The organism is Kineothrix sp. IPX-CK, assembly GCF_039134705.1.
In the GTDB taxonomy this organism is placed as follows: Bacteria; Bacillota; Clostridia; order Lachnospirales; family Lachnospiraceae; genus Kineothrix; species Kineothrix sedimenti.
The window spans coordinates 1,963,899-1,984,633 of record NZ_CP146256.1 but is presented as its reverse complement, the minus strand read 5'-3'; the positions used below and the strand labels follow the sequence as shown (position 1 = coordinate 1,984,633).

Genomic DNA, 20,735 nt, shown 5'->3' with positions numbered 1-20,735 from the left:
TTCTTTATCCGTTTTCCTTTCAATCGATGTGGTAAAGGCTTACTACTGCACTTTTATCACATCGCTAAATCCTGTTTCAAATCAGGAATAATGCACAATGCTGACTGTTCTGATTTTAAGCAAAGTCCTCTTGCAGGTATCCGCTTACAAGAGGACTGTTTGTTCTTTATATTTTCCTACTGTCTTACGTCATCCTCATTAAAGGAATCGCCGCATTCAGGGCAGAATTTCGGTGGATTCCTGGGATCTTCCGGTTCCCATCCGCACTTGTCGCATTTATACAAAGGCTCACCTGCCGGCTTTTTCAGACCGCACTCACTGCAGAACTTTCCTTTATTAACAGCACCGCAGGAACATACCCAGCCATCCACGGGCTTTGGAGTGCCGCATTCCGCACAAAATTTACCTGTATTATCCTTTCTTCCGCAGGAACAGTTCCATCCCTCCGCAGGCTGCTTCGTCTGTACCGGGACCTCCTCCTGACTGCGCTGCTGCCCTGCCATTTCAAACAACGTACTGGCATTCATTCCACCGGCCATATTCGCCATATTCATTCCGGCAAAGGCCATCATCGGTCCTGCGGATTCATTGGACGCTGCCGACTTCATGGCCTCCGCCTGCGCTCCCGCCAAGATGCCCGCAGCCATATCGGGAGTTCTGAGTACCGCAGATCTTTGAAGCTGCTTGATCATATCCTCATCCTCTTCCGAGGCCTTCACGGAGTTAACGCCAAAAGAAACGATAGAAATACCTCTAAGCTCCGACCATTTCGCAGATAACACCTCGTTCAAAGCATCCGCCAGCTCCATAGTGTGAGCCGGCACAGCACTGTAGCGGATCCCCATGTCGGAAATCTTAGCGAATGCCGGCTGCAATGCAGTCATAAGCTCAGCCTTTAACTGGCTGTCAATTCTGTCTCTTGTATAATCATCCGTCACGTTTCCCGATACATTCGTATAGAACAAAAGCGGATCCGTAATCCTGTAGGAATATTCCCCGTTGCAGCGGATAGCTATGTCCACATCCAGACCGATGTTGCGATCCACTACGCGAAAAGGAACCGGACTGGCCGTACCATATTTATTTCCCATGATTTCCTTCGTATTGAAGAAGTAAATTCTCTGATCCTTCGCCGCATCCCCTCCAAAGGTAAAACGTCTGCCTATATTATCGAAGGTAAGACCTATGTTTTCTCCCAGATCTCCATAGAATAACGTGGGCTCCGTAGACATATCATAAATGAATTCTCCCGCCTCTGCGCAGAATTCCACAATTTTTCCCTGCTCTACGATAATCATGCACTGTCCTTCGTTAACAGCCACAACGGAACCGTTGGTAATAATATTCTCTTCACCCTTCGTATTACTGCTTTTTCCTCTGTTAATCCGCTTTTTCCCTTTGGTTACTAACACATCACCGCTTAGGGCATCACAGTAAAAATATTCTCTCCACTGGTCTCCTAAAGCCGTGCTCACGGCACTTGTAATAGCCTTAATCAATCCCATATTCTATTTACCCTCCACACAACCGGAACATTCCGCTTCGGTCGCTTCTTATATTTGTATTTATAAAACATTATAACTATTTTGACAGTTATTGTCCAGCCAAACAAGAAGCCCCGGACAAACACATTTTCATTCTTCCCTCATATAATAAACCATCGATATTTTATGGAGGAATTATGAAAAAATGCTGAAACATACCTCATTTTCTTTGACTCGTAAAGTTATTTCTCTCGTCCTGTGCCTGCTGTTTCTGGCAAGCTGTCTCACCGGATGTCAAAAATCAGGAACCAGTGCGGTTCCCGGAAAAGACTTGACGAAGGTTACTTTAAACGAAGTAGCACACTCGATTTTCTATGCTCCCATGTACGTAGCAATCGAGGAAGGCTATTTTGCCGAAGAAGGAATCAATCTAGATCTCGTTACCGGATTCGGCGCAGATAAAACGATGACCGCTGTCCTTACCGATGAAGCGGATATCGGCTTTATGGGAAGCGAAAGTACCATCTACACATATATCGGAGGCACGCAGGACTATGTAATCAATTTCGCACAGCTTACCCAGCGCGCCGGTAACTTTCTCGTATCAAGGCAGCCTATCGATAATTTTTCATGGGATATGCTGACGGGCAAAAAGGTGCTTGGCGGAAGAGCCGGCGGAATGCCTGAAATGGTTTTTGAATACATTCTGAAGAAGAATAATATCGATCCGAAAGCCGACTTGAACATCGACCAAAGCATCGATTTCGGTTCCACAGCAGCTGCCTTTTCAGGAGGGCAGGGTGATTTTACCATTGAATTCGAGCCACACGCTACCTCTTTAGAGGCAAAGGGTGACGGTTATGTGGTAGCCTCTCTGGGCAAAGATTCCGGCTATGTTCCTTACACCGCCTTCAGCGCCAAGAAAAGCTATATCGACGCTAATCCCGAAATCCTACAGTCCTTCACCAATGCTCTGCAAAAAGGCATGGACTACGTAAACAGCCATAAACCTGAGGAAATAGCGAAGGCAATAGCTCCGCAGTTCGAGGAAACAGACTTGGATACCATTACCGCAATCGTTACTCGTTACTACGACCAGGATACGTGGAAAGACAATCTGATATTCGAAGAGGATTCCTTCACCCTTCTTCAGAACATTCTGGACGAAGCGGGCGAGTTATCGGAAAGAGTTCCTTATGATACACTTGTTAATACACAGTTCGCAATGGAAGCGGCAAAATAATCTCACACACCCGCAAAAAACAGGAGGGCGTCCGATGTACATTTTCCCATCGGACGCCCTTTCCTGAATAACAGAAAAATCTATTTTTATTTCAATTTAAGCCACGCGATTTCTTCCTGCATCATCTGAGCCTGAGCCGCCAGCTCCTCGCTGGAAGCAGAGCTTTCCTCTGCCGTCGCCGCATTGTTCTGCACTACGGATGCAACCTGCGACAAACCTTTATTGATATGTTCAATAGCTCTCGTCTGTTCTGAGGAAGCCACTTCCACCGCCTTAGTTGTCTGCTCGACGAATACGGTGGTAGCTTCAACATTTTCTAATATTTTAGCCGTTTCAGCGGATATTCTTTTTCCTTCCGCAATGGATTCTACCGCATGCTGAATCAATTCGTTGGTCTGTTTTGCCGACTGGGAGGCCTTCTCCGCAAGGATGCGTACCTCATCGGCAACTACTGCAAAGCCCTTGCCCGCTTCTCCAGCCCGGGCCGCCTCAATTGCTGCATTTAACGCTAACAGATTAGTCTGGGATGCGATATCCTGCAAGGATTTCGTGATTCCTGATATTTTCTCGGAATCCTCGCCGATCTGATCCATAGCGCCCTCCAGCTTCTTCATATGTGCATTGCCTTCTTCTACACCTTCTCCGGTCTGCTTTACATATTCTGACGCTTTTTTCATATTCTCAATATTCTTCTCGGACTGTACGGCCACCGAGGCAACCGATTCGTTCAGTTCTTCCACCGATGCCGCCTGATCGGATGCGCCGGTAGCCAACTCCTGCGCCGCTGCCGCCAACTGCTGCACACCGCCGGACATTTGTTCTATTGAGTTTCTAAAGTTCGCAAAAATCTGGTTTAAGTTGGTGATAATACCCTCCAGCGCCACTTTTATCTCAACGAAATCGCCTTGATATTCCAGATTGGATACGACGGTACAATCTCCCTTTTCCAAGGAACTGAGTACAGAAGAAGTCTCTCCGATAATTTCACTCAGGGAATTAACCGTAAGTGTCAGCGATTGAGACAGTGTTCCTATTTCATCCTCGGTGCTATACTGAGGAACATCCGAACGTAAATCGCCCTGCGCCAAAAGCTCCAGTCGCTTTACCATACTTATAATAGGATTTACGATTGGATTAGCAATTCTTTTCATAATGGCTACCGCAACGAATACCGAGCATACGAAAAGAATCAGGGTAATCACAAGGGATATATAAAAGTTTTTCATTAACTCCGATGTCTTTACCGCGACACCCATGGACCAACCGTCGGTACCTGGAATCGCCGTATATCCTACCGTTATCATCGATCCGTTTAATCTGGCCGTATTCGTGCCTGTTTCACCTGCTGTCATCTTCTGAATTACCGATGCAATATCCGCATAGGAGGAATCCTCCTTCGCCAGCTCAATATAGTTGGTCTGGTTTTCTACGACCTCCTGATTGCCGTGCGCTATAATCTTGCCATTCTTATCCGTGATGAAACCATAGCCGGACTTTCCGATTGCGATATTCTTTACCATCCCGCTGAAAGTATTGCTGTCAAGCGTAGCGATCGCGATGCCGTCAAAACCTGTATGAAGCTTTGCAGATACGATGAGCACCGTTTTTCCCGTAGCATTGCTGACCTGCGTCGTAGATATGTAGGTATGTCCCGCCATGGACATCGTAAAATATTCCTGTTCAGCCACATTCGTTCCATCCGTGGAATCCCCTGTGTTATCCGCTATCGAAAGAGTATCGAAGCCGTATTCATTAGCCAAACGTCCCATAAGGTCAATTCTTCGTTCCAGAGACTTCTTTTGGTCCACTATAGAGGTATCATCTATCATTACAGCCATTCTGGTCGTGTAAACCCGAATCGCATTTTGGACGGATTGGCTGTATGCCGCCGTCGTTTCCTGAATACGCATATTCATGTTGCTTACCGCATCGCTATATAAGAGCACTCCGCAGACTACTCCCCATATGAGCGAAAGCGCAGTTACCACCATTGCACTGGTCACCTGCAGCCTCATTTTAATCGATTTCTTTCCTGAAAGCTTTTGAAACAACTGAACCTTCTCGAGTTTTTTAGCCTTCTCGAGTTTTTTGGTCTTTTTAACTCTCCATTCAGTTCTCTTTCTCATCACTCTCTCCTCCTTAGCTACCTTTTATTTTATAAAGCATACGGCCACAACTCTGCCCTCTGCCAATACCCTTCAAGCTCTTTGCCACAAAAAAAGTTATGCCTCGGTAATGGCAGGCATATCGTACGGACACCTCCCTATCGGGCATAAATCTCAATACCTATTGTTTGTAAATGTCCCCTGGTTCTGTCTTCATAATAAAACGTCCAATCCTCATTTGCCTTCCAGATTTATAAAAAGCTAAAACCTGCTGCTTTCGTCTCTTTTATCAAATCGTTTTTAAGGCCTTTACATCAAGAAAATTTTTTACTTGTAGTTAAAATGCTTGTCATAAAAGTTATCAGTATCTAGAAATCCTTAAAAATTTTCTTTTATTGTGCATTTTTCATATTTTCCAAAATCAATATCAAGTAATTCTACAGCATTTTTTGATTATTTTTGAAAATTTCCAATAAATTCTTTATTATTAATTTAATACGCCGACATAAAAAAGTCAATCCCTATCGTGTAACTTTGTAAAATAATTTTACAAAAGTTTCTATTGACAAGGACCTAAAAAGCTTTTTTCAAGCCTTTTTTCTTTTAACAGTTTGCTTTTATCAAGTTTTATCGCAAAAAAACACTTGCTGAAAGGCGGCTGAATAAGGCCTTTTGCAAGTGTTCTCTCGTTCATTTATATAGTTTGACGTTACTTCCTGAGAAAATCCGCCTTTTATTAGTTACTGTGATCCAAAAACAGGAAATAAATTTTCTTTACATCGATGATTTTGATTTACATGACACGACTGAACTGTATGAAATAATCCACCGAAGCCATGAGCATTGCAAAGAAGCTAAGGCAAATCATCAAAAATATTGCCGCCTTATCATAGATGAACTGAATGCCGCCTTCGTTAGCGGCCTCCGTCCTGGATGCCTTATAATTGCCTGCCAGCACCTCCAGACCTAAAAATATGAAGATGACGGGCCACAGCTTAAATATCAATTGGTAATTTAACTGGGGAACAAAAATATTGAGTAAAAACAGTATTCCAAACATCACTAATAGAATACCGCAGGTCATTGTGCCTATTCTATGCGTTTTGGTTATCTGATTTTGTTCCATCCTGACTCCCTTCCAATATCACTTCTGCCTCAACTGGATGTGTCCCTTCGCTTTCCGCCATGGCTGTCTGTTTGCTTTCTCTTTCCTCCGCTTCGATATCTATGATGATTTCGTTTAAAGTTTCCTTTTTTCCTTTAATCATATAAAAACCTGCTATAATAATTGCTACCCCGACAGCGACGCGGGGAATCGTATAGGCTATCATGTATGCGCCTTCCGGCAGATAGGAATAGCAAATGTCCACAAACTCGTTCCACAAAAGAATAACTCCTATTGCTATAAGCACGGTTGCAATTATCTTTCTATGCTTTCTGGCACTGTCCATATCCATCTTAAAAAATCTGTCCAGGTTAAACAAATATTCATCCTTTGTACCCGCAAGCTCCGCTTCGGAAAGTCCTGCCAGATTGTTCACGTGGAAGAAACTGTAAAACCATATAACTCCTGCGATACACGCAATAAAACCCAGCTCAAGAAACTGCATAAGCGCCATCGATCCTAAAAACAACGCCATCAGGCTTACCCCCATCTTCATAAATCCTAAATACATCTCTCCCGCTCCCGGAATGAGCGAAAAACAAAATGTCCAAAATCTGCTCTTTTTCCTTCTGATCATCCTATTCTACCTCCATCTTTTAATTTCAGACCGTTCCACATACGGAAAAGTTCCTCCGATTTCGTGTCGATCACTTCCTTCCAATCACTTTTTTGAGTTCTCTCAAGCAGCTTTTTATTCCTTTCTTCATGCCTTTCCATGTTTTCATCTATTCTGCGCTCAACCCGGCTTCTATCCGCCGGAGCATAACCTGTGGAGAGGTCCAGAGGCACTACCGTCAGACAGAATACTGCCACCGCTGCTGCCGTGAAGATTTTCAAGCTGTATGTTATGAACTGCAGCTTCGCCGCCCTCTTCCGCTTTTCGGCATCTATAGAAATCACTTTAATTCCCCGTGCGGCATCCATAATGCAGTCCTTTAAATATACCGGAGGCGCAACTCCCCCGCTGCCTTCCACCTCTGCAATCAGGTCGTTCAATTCTTCTTCACTCAAATATCCCTGTTCTTCCTTCATGCGCTCTTCTCCTTTCCATAAAGCTTTCTTAACATATCCCGTGCTCTGTAAATTTGTGTCTGCACGGTTTTTATATTCTCGTTCCTCTTTCTCGCGATTTCCTCCGCTTTCATCTCGTCATAATAGACCGCTTTAGCGATTTCATCGTAGGGAGGCTTTAACTTGCTGCAATATTTAAGCAGCCGCTCCCGAACTTCTTCTTCCAGACATATTTCCTCGGGAGAGCCCCTCGTCTCGCTTTGCTGCTCAAAAAACGCGTCCTCTGTAGGCACCGCCTTCCTGCCGGCGCTTCTCAAATAGTCGATGCTCTTATTGGTAGCGATTCTGCACAGCCAAGCCTTTTCGTTGGTCCCTTCAAAGCCATCCAAGCCTTTGTAGGCGGCCAGAAAGGCCTCTTGCGTTAAATCCTCGGCGGCGAAATAATCTGCCGTCACTTTATAACAGATAGAAAAAACAAGGTTCTGATAAGTATCAATCATCGCCGACAGTCGTTCTTCTTTATTCATTTGATTAATACTTCTCACCCCTTCCTTTTTCCTCTTTCATCTATTATAACGCAACGTCTCCTGCAAAATCTTCAAATATTTTTATTTATATTATCCCTTTATTTTTATCATTTTTATCAAAAAAAGAATTGCCGAAAACACTGACAATTCCAATACCCGCCTTTTTATTTTGTTTCTTTCGCCGACGGTTCGAAAACGCTCTGAAGAAAAGCAACCAACTCCTCGTATTCCACGATAAGAACCTCTCTTCAAAACCTCGATATACAAATCCATATCCTCTGCACATATTTTCATCGCCTGCCCGATATTGAATTCCTTTTCTTCAAGCAGCTTCGCGAGTTCTTCCTTATCCCTCGTTTTATCCCCCATAAAAATCTCCGTATATCTAATTCTTCTTATTTTGTTCTGGTTCCGGCTTTTCCCTCTTCGCGTCCTTTTTTTTACCGTCCGCAGCCTTGCCGAAACTGTCCACCATCTTTTCAATCAAAAGCTTTTTCACGTATACATCAAAGCTCAGCATACAAATAAAGGAAAATAACTGTAAAAATTCCCTGCTCTCCTCAGGCGCATCCTCAAAGGTATCCTTCGATACATGGAATTTGCTAATCACGTCTTCCTTCAGCACATCCACCTGCTCCTTCTCCAGGCTGAATACTTCCTTATAAACATTCGAAAGCCCAAACTCTTCATTGCCGAAAAAGCGCTCGCTCAAAGGATTCAGCAGTGTCTGGATATCGCTGATCGTCAATATTCCTTTATAATAATAGATAAAAATCAAGAGAAGTATATGCTCCTTCGAATACTTTTTCTTTTCCGGAGGAGGCAGCAAATCATTCTTGGCATAATTGTTAATCATCGTCTTCGTCAGGATCTTATCGTCTTCCGGATTTCTCGTCGCACTCTTCAGCTTTTTATCCATAAACGTCGTTACCTGATCCATATATAAATCTATGTTGGGAATATCCTCCAACTTTATATACTGTATACGATCCAGACTTTCTATTATGCTATTCAACAAATCATCCTTATCAATCGTCATAATAACACCTCTATGCCTTATTATATAGTATTAAAAACCACATGGCAAGTACAAACTTAGATCCCTCTGGTATCCATATACTTTTAAAGTCTCTCCTTTACTTTACGACTTTAATATGATAAAATAAAATATATTTAGCTGTAAAACTTTAAAGCAGAAAAGTATTCGGAGGTACTGCAACATGAATAAAAAAATAAGGACGGACGCTGTCGACCATCTATTTGATGGCTTTCTTAGTTTGAAGGATAAGGAAGAATGCTATAGCTTTTTCGAAGATTTATGTACGGTCAACGAATTGTTGTCCCTTTCACAGAGATTCGAAGTAGCAGCCATGCTTCGCGACCACAAAACTTATCTGGAAATTGCGGAGAAAACCGGTGCTTCTACCGCTACCATCAGCCGCGTCAACCGTTCCCTCAACTACGGCAACGACGGCTACGAATTAGTATTCGGAAGAATGGATGAAAAATAATAAAAAATCACTTCAGCGACATTGCCGAAGTGATTTTTTATTATCGCATATTTTACGGCTCGGTTTATTTCTTTTCCGCCGTATCTTCTTTTGCAGCTCCTGCCTTATATTCAGCCGCCTTCAATACATTTTCCTGCGTATTCATCGTGCATTGCCCCTGGAAAACGGCGTTCTCATCGATGATGAGACTCTTCGTCTTGATATTTCCGTTAATCCTTCCGGTAGCGGACACCTCGATTCTTCCGTTAGAATCCATGTCTCCCTGAATCGTACCGCTTACCATTATGCTGCTTCCCTTCACATTTCCGATTACCTTACCGGAAGAGCTGACAATTAATATTCCTTCCGAGCTGACATCGCCTTTTACCGTTCCTTCTATGCGGATCGTTTCCTTTGCGGTAATATTTCCTTCCATTACCATATCAGCACCTATGACGCTGCTGATTTTTGCATTTAAATGCTCCGTAGTCTTTTTACCCAACATATGTTCCTCCTAACCATTGATTTCAATCATTTCCATTGGATCGATGTATGTGTCTTCCTGCTTAATGCTGTATGCCATATCCGTATTCTCTTCCGCTATGACGTACAATATGGAGCCGCGCGTTATCTCGTCCCCAACCTTTACCATAGGATTGCCCGCGTTGCGGTAAATAGTGATATAGCCGTTTCCATGATCGATACTGATAGAATGGCCGTACTGCACGTCCGTATCCACCGCTGTTACCGTTCCTGCACCGGAGGCTATTACATTAATGCCTGCCGCCGCCGTAAATATTATTTCCTTTGTATCCGCATTCACAATTGTATTTTCCTGCTCAGTATCCTGATTCTCTTCCTCAGCCGCTTCACCTGCCGCTGCGCCCTCCGCCGTCTTTATCTGCGCCGAACCGCTGAGCGGAAAGCCCTTAGGAATGCGGCTTTCTTCTTGCTGCGCCGCCAAAGCCTGCTCTGCCTCTACCTTCTGGTTGACGGTTTCGCTTAAAATAGAAACCTTTTCCGTCAGCTCCTCATTGGAAACTTCCAGCTGTGTCTTTTCTTCCCTCAGCTGCGTGATCTGTTCCACCTGCTTCCTACTCCGCTCAAGGGAATCGGATAAAGTGATAGAACTGTATACCACATAGCAGACGAGAGCAACAAGCGCTACAAAAACAATACCCGTTATGACGCCTACCGCTCCCGCTCTCAGGTGAAACTGTTTTATATGATTCTTGGCGGAATCGGAGATAATCATGACCGTGTAGCTTATCTTACTCTTTCTCCTTTTGAGATCCATAATTAAAGTCACCTCCAGTAAACTCTCCATATTTTACCATAAGTGACCTTATAAAAACAACTTTATTTAATGTTTTTGTTATATTCTTGTAATACTTTTACTCAGTTTCGATTCTATTTTATCTAATTTCTATTATTTTATTAAATATCCCTTATTCTGAAGTGCATTCCCTATCCTGTCGAGTATCGCCTCCGAGTCAGCTTCCACCGTGTGAAAGTGGACTCCATAGGTCAAACCATTCAAAGGCTTCGTCTTATATTTCAAGGTCTGCTTCACGAAGGCATCCGCATCCGCCCTGCTGTTAATGATCAAATCCGCTGAAATCTGTCCATAAATATCGTGCTCAACCACCACATCAAGAATCTTTCCTCCGAAATCTACGATCGTATTCAGCTCATCCAAAATAGCCTCATCCGCATGCTTTACCTTAAACGTTCTTCTTTTCCGATTGGATTTTTCGACGAACAAAACGTACCCCTTATTCGTAGACAATATATTCTTATCCGTCGCACGCAAAAGAGCGATATCCTGAACGATTACCTGCCTGCTCACACCAAGCCTTCCCGCCAGTTCTGTTCCCGACACCGGCAGAGATTCCTTATGCAGTATTTCTAATATTGTTTTCCTTCTCGCATCGCTTTCCATCGTCACAACCATGCCTTTCTCATTCACTTCCCCTAAATCAAAAAATACGCGATGTAAATTTTTCTGATATTAAGCAAAAAAGACACTTACCGAGGCAAGTGTCTTTTCCATGTAAAAGGGGAATTTTACATTTGGATTACTGATTAATCCTTTATCAGATTATCATACGAATCTCGAAATGTATTTGGATTTTTTGCATAATTTTTTGATAAATTTTATTTATATTTTTCTTCCATTTTTCTTAACATTTATATTTACTTTTTCGTTTACTTATGCTATTCTATGGATGTCGTGTAATGGTATACGATATATTTATTTTGTTGGAGGTATCTCAAATGAACAAAGGTACAGTAAAATGGTTTAACAACCAAAAAGGTTACGGCTTCATCTCTGATGAGCAGGGCAATGATGTATTCGTGCATTACTCAGGACTTAACATGGACGGCTTCAAGTCTCTTGAAGAAGGCGCTGCTGTTGAATTCGAAGTAATCAATGGCGAAAAAGGTCCTCAGGCTGTTAACGTATCTAAGTTATAATTAGCGCTTCGCTATTATAACAAGCTTTAATCAGTATCAACATGTGCCTTTTCATATATAAATAATGTACTTTATTATTTAATAATATATTATTATCATATATATACTATTATTAATAATGATTCTTATTTAAAATTTGTAATATGGTAACAGATTTGGTAACGGATTAAGGAAAGAACCTATCTTTGCATCAGATAGGTTCTTTTTTGTTTGCAATATATTCTATGACTTCTTCCCACTTCAGCTCTCCTCCGAATAAATCGAGGGCACTGCCTATCGTCACATTTATTTTGTTCTTCCCTAAAAGCCTTAGCTTTTCCAGATCGCTGAAGCTATGCACTCCACCTGCATAGGTGATAGGAATCTTATTCCATCCTCCGAGAAGCGCTGCAAGCTCTTCTTCAATGCCGCTCGCTTTGCCCTCTACATCCACCGCATGGATTAAGAATTCATCACAGTAATCGGAAAATTGCTCGAGTGTTTTTTCTTCAAGCTTAACATTTGTATAGTTCTGCCACCTGTCGGTAACAATATAATAACTTCCGCCTTTTTTTCGGCAGCTCAGATCAAGGACTATTTTTTCTTTTCCAATTCTTTCGATTAATTTTTCCAGATTTTCATATTTTATGCTGCCATCCTTAAAAACATATGAGGTTACGATAACATGGGAAGCGCCTTTTTCTATATATTCCCCTGCGTTGTCAGCAGTAATGCCTCCGCCTATCTGCAATCCTCCGGGATAGGCCCTAAGTGCTTCTACCGCCTGCCTCTTCGTTTCTTCGAAAAAAGAACTGGATGGAGCGTTGAGCAGAATAATATGACCGCCTTTTAAATGGTATTTTTTATAAAATTTTGCATAAAATGCCGCATCTTTTTCAGAAACAAAGTTCTCATTCGCCGAATCGCCTTCGTCTCTTAAAGTGCCGCCTACGATCTGTTTCACTTTACCGTTATGAATATCAATACAAGGTCGTAATTCCATTTTGTCTTCCTGCTTCCGTATAATTTTTTCCCTTCATGAGAACAATACTTAAGGAACACCTATCCGTTCCGGGCATTGTTATGCTCGATATTCACGGACTTTTTATGTCCTGATAGTTATGTGTTCAGGCATTGATATATTCAAGGTGTGATATGTTTTAAAAAAATGAAAAAATGGAGGGAATGTTATGAAAAACGGTAAAAAACTGATATCGGTTTCTCTTATTGTCCTCATGCTCGGCTTCGTTGCCGCATGCGGTAATGTCGGTACAACAGGCACCACAGGCGATACCGCTACCGGTACCACCACGAACGGCACTGATAACGGAACCGGCCTCGGCACAACAACAACTAATGGAGACAATGCCACAACCGGCACAACTGATACCGCGAACAATGCAAACGACAACGGCGCGGATAATAATAATGGTGTAAAGGATAACAACGTTAATACAACCGATACCACCAATAATGCTGGTACAACTGATACCACGGACAACGTCGCTAACGGAACCGACACCACAACGAACAATACGGTTGACAACGATACAAATACCGGCTCCGTACTCAACGATGCGGGCGATGCGGTAGGCGATGTAGTGGATGATGTTGCGGACGGCGTATCCAATATTACTAACGATGTAGTAGGAAACAATAATAAAAATCCTTAACAATTCATTATCGTCTGTTCAAAATAGGGGGACTTATAGTCTCCCTATAATTTTATAATGCTTTTTCGACAATAGTTCCGTTCCGGTATGCTTTTAACAGCTCTTCCAACTGATAGATACTTTCCTTAAGCTCCGCTCCCACATCCGTATCCGCAACGCTTATTCTCGTCTTGCTCGTCTCAAGTATCATGGAATCTGAAAAGATATCGGACTCATGCAATATAGCGGCCTCCGTAGATTCGAATGGCTCATGGGCTACCAAGCGCATTCCATGAGAATTGGCGACCAACGTATAGCCTGCAATTCCGGTTTTTCCCTGATATGCTTTGGAAAATCCACCGTCTATGATAAGCAGCTTACCATTGCAGCGAATCGGTGACTCTCCTTTTTTCAGCTCCACAGGCACATGTCCGTTTACGATATGGGAATTCTCCGTATCCAGCCCAAATTCCGTCAGAATCTTATTGATCGTATTTTCATCATCCAGAAGACGATAGTAACTGTTCTTCAACTCCGCATGCGTTTTTTTGTCCTTTACAAAATATCTTTCAAACGTCGCCATTTTATCTTTTCCGAATACAGGCGATGTCGGTCCGGCCCAAATATACCATATGATGTCCTGCCCTTTTTGCATCTCGGCAGGATTATTCCTGGAATAATATCCCTTTCTCGCATAGTGATCGAAAATGTCATAAAGCGCTTTTCCACAGTACTTTACACCATCGATGGTAAGCTCGCTGAAATTCCCGTTCTCATCCATAGGCATACAGCCGTGATATAGAAGGTTTGAGTTATGTACCTTATATAGCCCGCCTTGAGAAAACAAAAATCTGACATGTTCCTGAAGCTTCTCACACTTCACAAACGCCTGCCTCAGGCGTTCCATAACCTGCTCTTCCTCCGGTGTTAGCTCGTAGGGCTTTTTAGGATTCACTGTAGGAAATTCCACATCGCTCATCTCATAGGTTTGTCCGTCTATGGTAACCGTCTTGTTCTCATAATTAATCTTGTCCAAGAGCAATCTGTCCTGCATGAGGAACTCCGGACGCCTCATAAGGAGGTTTCCCTCCAATTTGAACTGAATAATGGAAATCGCCTTGTGCATCTTCATATCCAGACTCAGATCTTTCGTATTGTAATCCGTATTATACTTAATGGAAAAGGTGTCACAGTTCACATCTTTATAAGTCTCCAGCGCGAAAGCGGCTAAGGGTATGAGATTAATACCGTACCCCTCCTCCAGGGTGTCCAGATTACCATAACGTGCCGACATGCGGATAACGTTGGCAATACAAGCCAGATGTCCGGCTGCCGCTCCCATCCATACGATGTCATGGTTTCCCCACTGTATATCCACAGAATGGTATCTGCTCAAGGTATCCAATATGATATGGGGGCCCGGCCCTCTGTCGAAGATATCTCCTACGATATGAAGGTGGTCTATGACCATTCTCTGAATGAGGTTGCCCAGTGCGACGATGAACTCCTGCGCTCTGTCTATGCGGATAATAGCGTTGATAATCTCATTATAATAGGCTTCCTTGTCCTGCACTTCCGACTTCTCTGTTATCAGCTCTTCAATGATATATGCGAAGTCCTTCGGCAGCGCCTTTCTCACTTTGGAACGGGTGTATTTAGAAGATACCCGCTTCGTTATCTGAACGAGACGATGAAGCGTTATCTTATACCAATCCTCGATATTCGCCTCTTCCTGCAATACAATATCCAGCTTTTCTTTAGGATAATAAATCAAAGTAGCAAGGCTCTTTTTGTCCTTGCTGCTAAGCGTATTTCCGAATTCCTCATCAATTTTTCTTTTTACAGATCCGGAACCGTTCTTGAGCACATGATTAAACTGCTCATACTCTCCGTGAATATCCGTCAGGAAATGTTCCGTTCCTTTGGGCAGATTAAGAATCGCCTGCAAATTAATAATCTCCGTGGAGGCTGACGCAATGGTCGGATATTGATGCGACAGACTCCTCAAATATTTCAGTTCTAAATTATCCATTTAAACCTCTATCCGGTCGGCTCTCTTCTCTCGGCTGCCGTACCCTTCTCACATTTATCTAACCGATAACGTGGCTCATGTCGTATAGGCCGGCCGGTTTCCCTGCCAGGAACTTAGCTGCCTGCACCGCCCCTTTTGCAAATATCGCCTTGGTATATGCGGAGTGGGAAAAAGTAATCACCTCGTCCGTTCCCGCAAAAATTACGTCATGGTCACCCACGATCGTTCCTCCCCGCACTGCCGAAATCCCGATTTCTTTCTGAGGACGCTTCTCCCTGCGGGTGCTTCTGTCATAAACATATTCATATTCGTTCCCCAGCTCTTCGTTAATGGAATCGGCCAACGCAAGCGCTGTGCCGCTGGGAGCATCCACCTTTAAGCTGTGGTGCTTCTCCACAATCTCAATATCGAAGCCCGCCGGAGCCAATATCCCTGCCGCTTCCTTCAGAAGCTTAAGAAGCATATTGACTCCAAGGGACATATTCGCAGATTTTAACATTGCGGTTTCCTTTGCCACTTCCTTTATTCTGCTTAGCTGCACCTCGGAAAGCCCCGTGGTGCAGAGCACGCATGGCATTTTCCTCTGCGCACAGTAATCAAGAAGTCCGTCTATCGCCTTCGCGTTGCTGAAATCGATAATCGCATCCGCCTCAATATCACATAACCCGATACTGGAGAATACCGGATAGGAGTTGATCCCCTCATCGAAAGCATCCACTCCTGCTACAATTTCTATTCCTTCATCCGCGGCAATTATTTCCGTAATGGTCCTTCCCATCTTGCCGTTACAGCCGTGCATAATTACTTTTGTCATACCGTATGCCTTTCTCCTTATAAAATGCCAAAGCTTTTCATTGCTTTTTCTAACCTGGGTACATTTGCCTCATCCATATCCGATAAGGGCATTCGAAGAGGACCTGCTTCCATATTCATCAGATTCAGTGCTTTCTTAACGGGGATTGGATTCACTTCACAGAACAAAGCATCACACAGCTCGATGGCCTTAAGCTGCAAATCCCTGCTTCCTGCCACATCTCCCTGGAAGTATTTCTCGCAAATATCGTGAGTTTCCTTCGGTGCCACATTGGATAAAACAGAAATAACGCCTTTTCCGCCCAGAGCAAGAAGAGGAACTATCTGATCATCGTTGCCGGAATACAAATCCACCCTGCCCTCCGCAAGCGACATCAGCTTCATCACCTGGGAAATATTTCCGCTGGCTTCCTTTACTCCTACGATATTCTCTACCTCCGTGCAGAGCTTAACCACAGTCTCCGGCAAGATATTACATCCCGTCCGGCTAGGTACGTTATAAAGAATCACCGGGACTTTAACGGAATCCGCAATCGCTTTGAAGTGGTTAAAGAGTCCCTTCTGGGTCGCCTTGTTGTAGTAAGGTGTCACTGTAAGAAGAGCATCCACTCCATATTTCTCCGCTTCTATAGAAAGGTAGGTAGCCGTCTGCGTACAATTGGATCCCGTTCCCGCTATAACCGGAATTCTTCCGTTCACCTTTTCCACGCAATATTTTATCACGTCCAAATGCTCCTCATGAGTGAGAGTCGATGCCTCTCCGGTAGTTCCGCATACGATGACCGCATCCGTTCCTTCCTTTATCTGGAACTCTAAAAGCTCCGCGAATTTTTCGTAGTTTACCTCTCCGTTTTCCTTAAATGGTGTGACAATCGCAACACCTGCTCCCGTAAAAACAGCCATTTCTTTTCCTCCTTAAATGAAAAATATAACGGTAGGTCTGGCTTCCCTGCGCGTTTATCCTTAGAAGTTAAAACTTCTAAAAACATAAAAGCCGACACAAAATGCGCCGGCTTATGATTACTAAAATATCCGGAAAAGTACCTATTATCTTACTCTCCCTATTTCCCATAACCTCGGATAGCGCCCCATCTCATCGATGACAGTCATACAGTTATTCACTGCATGCCCAAGCACAAGACTACACGGCATCCTGCTCTTTCGGCGTCTTTTCCTTTCATTTTTCTTCTCCTGTGCCTGCCACATCCAAAAAATTACTAATAAAATACGCAACCTCTACCTCTTAACTTTATAAAGTTATCATATCACTGTACGGTTTAACTGTCAACGCCCGTTTTACATTACTGTTCACTCCGTTCACAGTAACGCATGATTTCTGCATTTACCATACTTTAAATTTAACGGTATCCATTCTGGTGACCTCATCCGCCAGTGCACACACATCGTCATTCAGCGTGATCCCGGTTATAATGATATCGGTCTCTTCGTTCGTTCTGGCCTCTAACAGATTTTTCAGTTCTTCCACCGTTATAATATTATTATCGATAAGTCCAAGCACTTCGTCCAGAATAAGCAAGTCGCACTCCCCCGTAGACAGCACCTTCTTCGCGAAATTATATCCATTCATAATATTGCCGATTTCTTCCGCCTTTTGTTCTTCGGATAGCTCTGCAAAATTCTCATCCGACTTTTCAAAACGGAATAATTTGATTTCGGGTTCCAGCCTCTTCAAAAAAACGGAGTCCTCCAACCCTTTACCTTTCAAAAATTGGATAATTACCACACTTTTCCCGTGACACGCCACTTGTACAGCCCTGCCTAGTGCGGCAGGCGATTTACCATGGCCGTCGCCGCTGTAAATATGTATTGTTCCTTTTTTCATATCCGGCTCCAATCTCCAAATCTGGATATACAACCTTTTCTTATGCAATAATAAACAACGTATGGCCTATAATATCACACAAACTTGTGAAAATCAACTATTAATCTTCTATTAATTCTAATTTGCTTACCGATACTTCGTAAGCAACCCTTCTTTCCAATTGCTCCTCCGAAAGCTTCTTCATATATTCTCTGCTCTGTATCCTTCCCCATACAGCGCATCTTGCTCCTACCTCAAAGCCGTTGGCAAATCTGGCATTCCTTCCCCAGCATATGCAGGGAATGTAATCCGATTTCCCATAAGGTCTGTTTACTGCAAGCAATAAATCGGCGATTTCCCGTCCGAGAGGAGTCTTTCTATAAATAGGCTCCTTGCAAATATAACCGTCCAAATAGATCTGATTGGATTTCGTATTCTCGCATATTTCGTCTACAAATTCGATTTCTCTTGCAAATACGGAAAGCACCAGTTTGTTTTTTCTTTCTTCGTGCCTGTTGTAGGAGCGGAACTGTCCGTTTACTACTATGTACATCCCCTTGTAATCTCCATTCACATCGATCAACCTCTCCGATACCATTAACGGAATGTTATCCATGGAATCGCTCAGTCTTTCTACCCGGACATCGACCATATAGAATCCTTCTCCGAATATTTCGTGGCTGAAAGTAAAATCACTTACAATTTCACCCATAATCACCACTTGGTTGTTCTCAATTACTTTATCTGTCATTTTTTGTTCTCCCTTCTTACATCTTTAAGAATTTTTTCCCATAATGTAATACTAATATATCGCATTTTGGGCAAAAAAGAACTGTAAGGCACCGCGCAACTATCCTGCTTCGTTCTAAATTCTCCGCCTCTTTCGCGCATTTATGCGGGTTTTTCTTCAATTTTTCCCCGATTTTGCGCGATTATTTCTTGCAACTTATAAAAGACAATGCTATACTTAACAAGTTTATAAAACACAGTAGATAAACCGCATAGAACCGGTTAGATTGAGGAGTAACTTATGAAACAGAACAGAGACGATGTAAGAAATGTTGCGATTATCGCTCATGTAGACCATGGTAAAACCACCTTGGTGGATGAGCTTTTAAAACAAAGCGGCGTCTTCCGCGAAAACCAGGCAGTAGCCGAGCGCGTGATGGATTCTAACGATATCGAACGCGAGCGCGGCATTACTATTCTTTCCAAAAACACAGCAGTCACATATAAGGATACGAAGATTAATATCATCGACACCCCGGGACACGCCGATTTCGGCGGCGAGGTGGAACGTGTCCTTAAAATGGTAAACGGCGTTATTCTCGTTGTTGACGCCTTCGAGGGCGCTATGCCCCAGACGAAATTCGTCTTGAAAAAAGCGTTGGAGCTTCAGCTCCCCGTTATTGTCTGCATTAATAAAATCGACAGGCCCGAAGCAAGACCAAGGGAAGTCATCGACGAAGTCTTGGAACTTTTCATTGACTTGGATGCTAATGAAGATCAGCTGGACTGTCCTTTCGTCTTCGCTTCCGCTAAAACGGGAATTGCCTCCATGGACATCGATAAAAAAGGTACCGACATGATTCCCCTTTTTGAAACTATTCTAAACTACATCCCCGCGCCCCTGGGCGATCCCGACGCAGGCACACAGGTGCTCATCAGTACCATCGATTACAACGAATACGTTGGCAGGATCGGCGTAGGCAAGGTGGATAACGGAACTGTCAAAATAAATCAAGAGGTCGTGATCGTAAATCATCACGAGCCCGATAAGATGAAAAAAGTAAAAATCAGCAAGCTGTACGAATTCGACGGCTTAAATAAGGTAGAGATAAAGGAAGCTGGCATCGGCTCCATCGTTGCCATCTCCGGCATTGCAGATATTCATATCGGAGATACCCTCTGCTCTCCCGAAGCCCCTGTTCCGATTGCCTTCCAGAAAATATCGGAACCTACCATCGCCATGCACTTTATTGTTAACGATTCCCCTCTTGCTGGAAAAGAGGGAAAATACATTACCAGCCGCCATCTGCGGGACCGCTTATTTCGTGAACTGAACACCGATGTCTCCCTTCGCGTGGAGGAAACTTCCACCACAGAGGCCTTCAAGGTATCCGGCCGCGGAGAGCTCCATTTATCCGTATTAATAGAGAATATGCGGCGTGAAGGCTTTGAATTCGCAGTGAGCAAGGCAGAAGTACTGTACAAGACCGATGAAAACGGCAAAAAACAGGAGCCTATGGAGTTAGCATATGTCGATGTTCCCGAAGAATTTTCGGGTACGGTTATCGAAAAACTGAGCCAGAGAAAAGGCGAACTTATCACCATGGGTGTTGCTTCGGGAGGCTATACCCGTCTGGAATTCTCTATTCCAGCAAGGGGATTGATCGGTTACCGCGGCGAATTCATGACCGACACCAAAGGAAATGGCATTATGAACAGCGTATTTAACGGCTACGGCCCCTATAAGGGCGATATCCAATACAGAAAACAAGGCTCTCTCATCGCCTTCGAAACCGGAGAAGCGATCACTTATGGCCTTTTCAACGCACAAGAGCGTGGTATTCTGTTCATCGGTCCCGGCGAGAAGGTTTACTCCGGCATGGTAATCGGACAAAACGGCCGGGGAGAGGATATCGAACTTAACGTATGTAAGAAAAAGCAGCTTACCAACACCCGTTCCTCCAGCGCCGACGAGGCCCTTAGGCTTACGCCTCCCAAAATCCTCAGCTTGGAGCAGGCTCTGGAATTCATCGACACAGATGAACTGTTGGAAGTCACTCCTTCTTCCTTAAGAATCCGAAAGAAAATCTTGGATCCTACTATGAGAAAACGTGCTTCCATGAAGCAATAACAATAATAGTATTGGAAAAGTTTCCTAATTACAGAAGAAAAGGTGAGCCTGTGACCGCTCACCTTTTTTTGTGC

At 43.5% G+C, this 20,735-nt stretch carries 22 protein-coding genes and 1 riboswitch; of the genes, 5 read left to right on the top strand and 17 right to left on the bottom strand.

The window, feature by feature from the left end:
• Window positions 1-176: 176 nt before the first annotated feature.
• On the bottom strand, window positions 177-1,505 hold the full coding sequence (locus V6984_RS09670) for an SPFH domain-containing protein (RefSeq protein WP_342759573.1): 1,329 nt from the start codon (window positions 1,503-1,505) through the stop codon (window positions 177-179).
• 208 nt (window positions 1,506-1,713) lie between these two features.
• Here V6984_RS09670 and V6984_RS09665 point away from each other — a divergent pair, with 208 nt between their 5' ends.
• Window positions 1,714-2,727 carry an ABC transporter substrate-binding protein gene (locus V6984_RS09665; protein ID WP_342759572.1) on the top strand — a complete coding sequence of 338 codons (1,014 nt, stop codon included), beginning with the start codon at window positions 1,714-1,716 and terminating at the stop codon, window positions 2,725-2,727.
• Window positions 2,728-2,813: 86 nt separating this feature from the next.
• Here V6984_RS09665 and V6984_RS09660 read toward each other — a convergent pair whose 3' ends face one another.
• The 7 genes from V6984_RS09660 to V6984_RS09630 all read right to left on the bottom strand — a co-directional run bounded on the left by V6984_RS09660 (window position 2,814) and on the right by V6984_RS09630 (window position 8,574).
• Window positions 2,814-4,853, bottom strand: a complete 2,040-nt coding sequence (locus V6984_RS09660) for a methyl-accepting chemotaxis protein (RefSeq protein ID WP_342759571.1) — start codon at window positions 4,851-4,853, stop codon at window positions 2,814-2,816.
• 772 nt (window positions 4,854-5,625) lie between these two features.
• The gene (locus V6984_RS09655; protein WP_342759570.1) at window positions 5,626-5,958 is read right to left on the bottom strand and encodes a LiaI-LiaF-like domain-containing protein; all 333 of its coding nucleotides are present in this window, start codon (window positions 5,956-5,958) and stop codon (window positions 5,626-5,628) included.
• Window positions 5,927-6,574, bottom strand: coding sequence for a hypothetical protein (locus V6984_RS09650; RefSeq protein WP_342759569.1), 648 nt, complete (start codon window positions 6,572-6,574; stop codon window positions 5,927-5,929). Before V6984_RS09650 ends, V6984_RS09655 begins: the two co-directional genes overlap by 32 nt.
• Window positions 6,571-7,029, bottom strand: coding sequence for a hypothetical protein (locus tag V6984_RS09645; protein ID WP_342759568.1), 459 nt, complete (start codon window positions 7,027-7,029; stop codon window positions 6,571-6,573). The genes V6984_RS09650 and V6984_RS09645 overlap by 4 nt, the downstream gene beginning before the upstream one ends.
• Window positions 7,026-7,535, bottom strand: a complete 510-nt coding sequence (locus tag V6984_RS09640) for a sigma-70 family RNA polymerase sigma factor (protein ID WP_342759567.1) — start codon at window positions 7,533-7,535, stop codon at window positions 7,026-7,028. The genes V6984_RS09645 and V6984_RS09640 overlap by 4 nt, the downstream gene beginning before the upstream one ends.
• 90 nt (window positions 7,536-7,625) lie before the next feature.
• On the bottom strand, window positions 7,626-7,904 hold the full coding sequence (locus V6984_RS09635) for a hypothetical protein (protein WP_342759566.1): 279 nt from the start codon (window positions 7,902-7,904) through the stop codon (window positions 7,626-7,628).
• 16 nt (window positions 7,905-7,920) lie between these two features.
• Window positions 7,921-8,574, bottom strand: coding sequence for a DUF1836 domain-containing protein (locus V6984_RS09630; protein ID WP_342759565.1), 654 nt, complete (start codon window positions 8,572-8,574; stop codon window positions 7,921-7,923).
• Between the two features lie 181 nt (window positions 8,575-8,755).
• Between V6984_RS09630 and V6984_RS09625 the strand changes: the two genes are divergently transcribed.
• On the top strand, window positions 8,756-9,046 hold the full coding sequence (locus V6984_RS09625) for a YerC/YecD family TrpR-related protein (RefSeq protein WP_342759564.1): 291 nt from the start codon (window positions 8,756-8,758) through the stop codon (window positions 9,044-9,046).
• Between the two features lie 64 nt (window positions 9,047-9,110).
• On the opposite strand, the gene V6984_RS09620 is transcribed toward V6984_RS09625, so the two are convergent.
• The 3 genes from V6984_RS09620 to V6984_RS09610 all read right to left on the bottom strand — a co-directional run bounded on the left by V6984_RS09620 (window position 9,111) and on the right by V6984_RS09610 (window position 10,979).
• The gene (locus V6984_RS09620) at window positions 9,111-9,530 is read right to left on the bottom strand and encodes a polymer-forming cytoskeletal protein (protein ID WP_342759563.1); all 420 of its coding nucleotides are present in this window, start codon (window positions 9,528-9,530) and stop codon (window positions 9,111-9,113) included.
• Window positions 9,531-9,539: 9 nt separating this feature from the next.
• A complete protein-coding gene (locus V6984_RS09615) occupies window positions 9,540-10,322 on the bottom strand; it encodes a M23 family metallopeptidase (RefSeq protein WP_342759562.1) in 783 nt (260 codons plus the stop codon).
• 132 nt (window positions 10,323-10,454) lie between these two features.
• Window positions 10,455-10,979: a transcription repressor NadR gene (locus V6984_RS09610; RefSeq protein ID WP_342759561.1), complete on the bottom strand. Its 525-nt coding sequence runs from the start codon at window positions 10,977-10,979 to the stop codon at window positions 10,455-10,457.
• A gap of 323 nt (window positions 10,980-11,302) precedes the next feature.
• On the opposite strand from V6984_RS09610, the gene V6984_RS09605 reads away from it, so the two are divergent.
• Window positions 11,303-11,503, top strand: a complete 201-nt coding sequence (locus V6984_RS09605; RefSeq protein ID WP_031390490.1) for a cold-shock protein — start codon at window positions 11,303-11,305, stop codon at window positions 11,501-11,503.
• A gap of 190 nt (window positions 11,504-11,693) precedes the next feature.
• Here V6984_RS09605 and hisA read toward each other — a convergent pair whose 3' ends face one another.
• The gene (hisA, locus tag V6984_RS09600; RefSeq protein ID WP_342759560.1) at window positions 11,694-12,485 is read right to left on the bottom strand and encodes a phosphoribosylformimino-5-aminoimidazole carboxamide ribotide isomerase; all 792 of its coding nucleotides are present in this window, start codon (window positions 12,483-12,485) and stop codon (window positions 11,694-11,696) included.
• A 187-nt stretch (window positions 12,486-12,672) separates the two neighbouring features.
• Here hisA and V6984_RS09595 point away from each other — a divergent pair, with 187 nt between their 5' ends.
• Window positions 12,673-13,155 (top strand): hypothetical protein, encoded by a 483-nt coding sequence (locus tag V6984_RS09595; protein ID WP_342759559.1) that lies wholly within the window; start codon window positions 12,673-12,675, stop codon window positions 13,153-13,155.
• 52 nt (window positions 13,156-13,207) lie between these two features.
• On the opposite strand, the gene V6984_RS09590 is transcribed toward V6984_RS09595, so the two are convergent.
• The 5 genes from V6984_RS09590 to V6984_RS09570 all read right to left on the bottom strand — a co-directional run bounded on the left by V6984_RS09590 (window position 13,208) and on the right by V6984_RS09570 (window position 18,552).
• Complete coding sequence (locus V6984_RS09590) at window positions 13,208-15,166, bottom strand: fructose-1,6-bisphosphatase (RefSeq protein WP_342759558.1); 1,959 nt, start codon at window positions 15,164-15,166, stop codon at window positions 13,208-13,210.
• 58 nt (window positions 15,167-15,224) lie between these two features.
• On the bottom strand, window positions 15,225-15,980 hold the full coding sequence (gene dapB, locus V6984_RS09585; protein ID WP_342759557.1) for a 4-hydroxy-tetrahydrodipicolinate reductase: 756 nt from the start codon (window positions 15,978-15,980) through the stop codon (window positions 15,225-15,227).
• 17 nt (window positions 15,981-15,997) lie between these two features.
• Window positions 15,998-16,882, bottom strand: coding sequence for a 4-hydroxy-tetrahydrodipicolinate synthase (dapA, locus tag V6984_RS09580; protein WP_342759556.1), 885 nt, complete (start codon window positions 16,880-16,882; stop codon window positions 15,998-16,000).
• A 170-nt stretch (window positions 16,883-17,052) separates the two neighbouring features.
• A riboswitch (Lysine riboswitch) is annotated at window positions 17,053-17,226 on the bottom strand.
• A gap of 95 nt (window positions 17,227-17,321) precedes the next feature.
• Window positions 17,322-17,822, bottom strand: coding sequence for a cob(I)yrinic acid a,c-diamide adenosyltransferase (locus tag V6984_RS09575; RefSeq protein WP_342759555.1), 501 nt, complete (start codon window positions 17,820-17,822; stop codon window positions 17,322-17,324).
• 100 nt (window positions 17,823-17,922) lie between these two features.
• Window positions 17,923-18,552, bottom strand: a complete 630-nt coding sequence (locus V6984_RS09570) for a single-stranded DNA-binding protein (RefSeq protein ID WP_342759554.1) — start codon at window positions 18,550-18,552, stop codon at window positions 17,923-17,925.
• 279 nt (window positions 18,553-18,831) lie between these two features.
• On the opposite strand from V6984_RS09570, the gene typA reads away from it, so the two are divergent.
• Window positions 18,832-20,661 carry a translational GTPase TypA gene (typA, locus tag V6984_RS09565; protein ID WP_342759553.1) on the top strand — a complete coding sequence of 610 codons (1,830 nt, stop codon included), beginning with the start codon at window positions 18,832-18,834 and terminating at the stop codon, window positions 20,659-20,661.
• Window positions 20,662-20,735 lie beyond the last annotated feature (74 nt).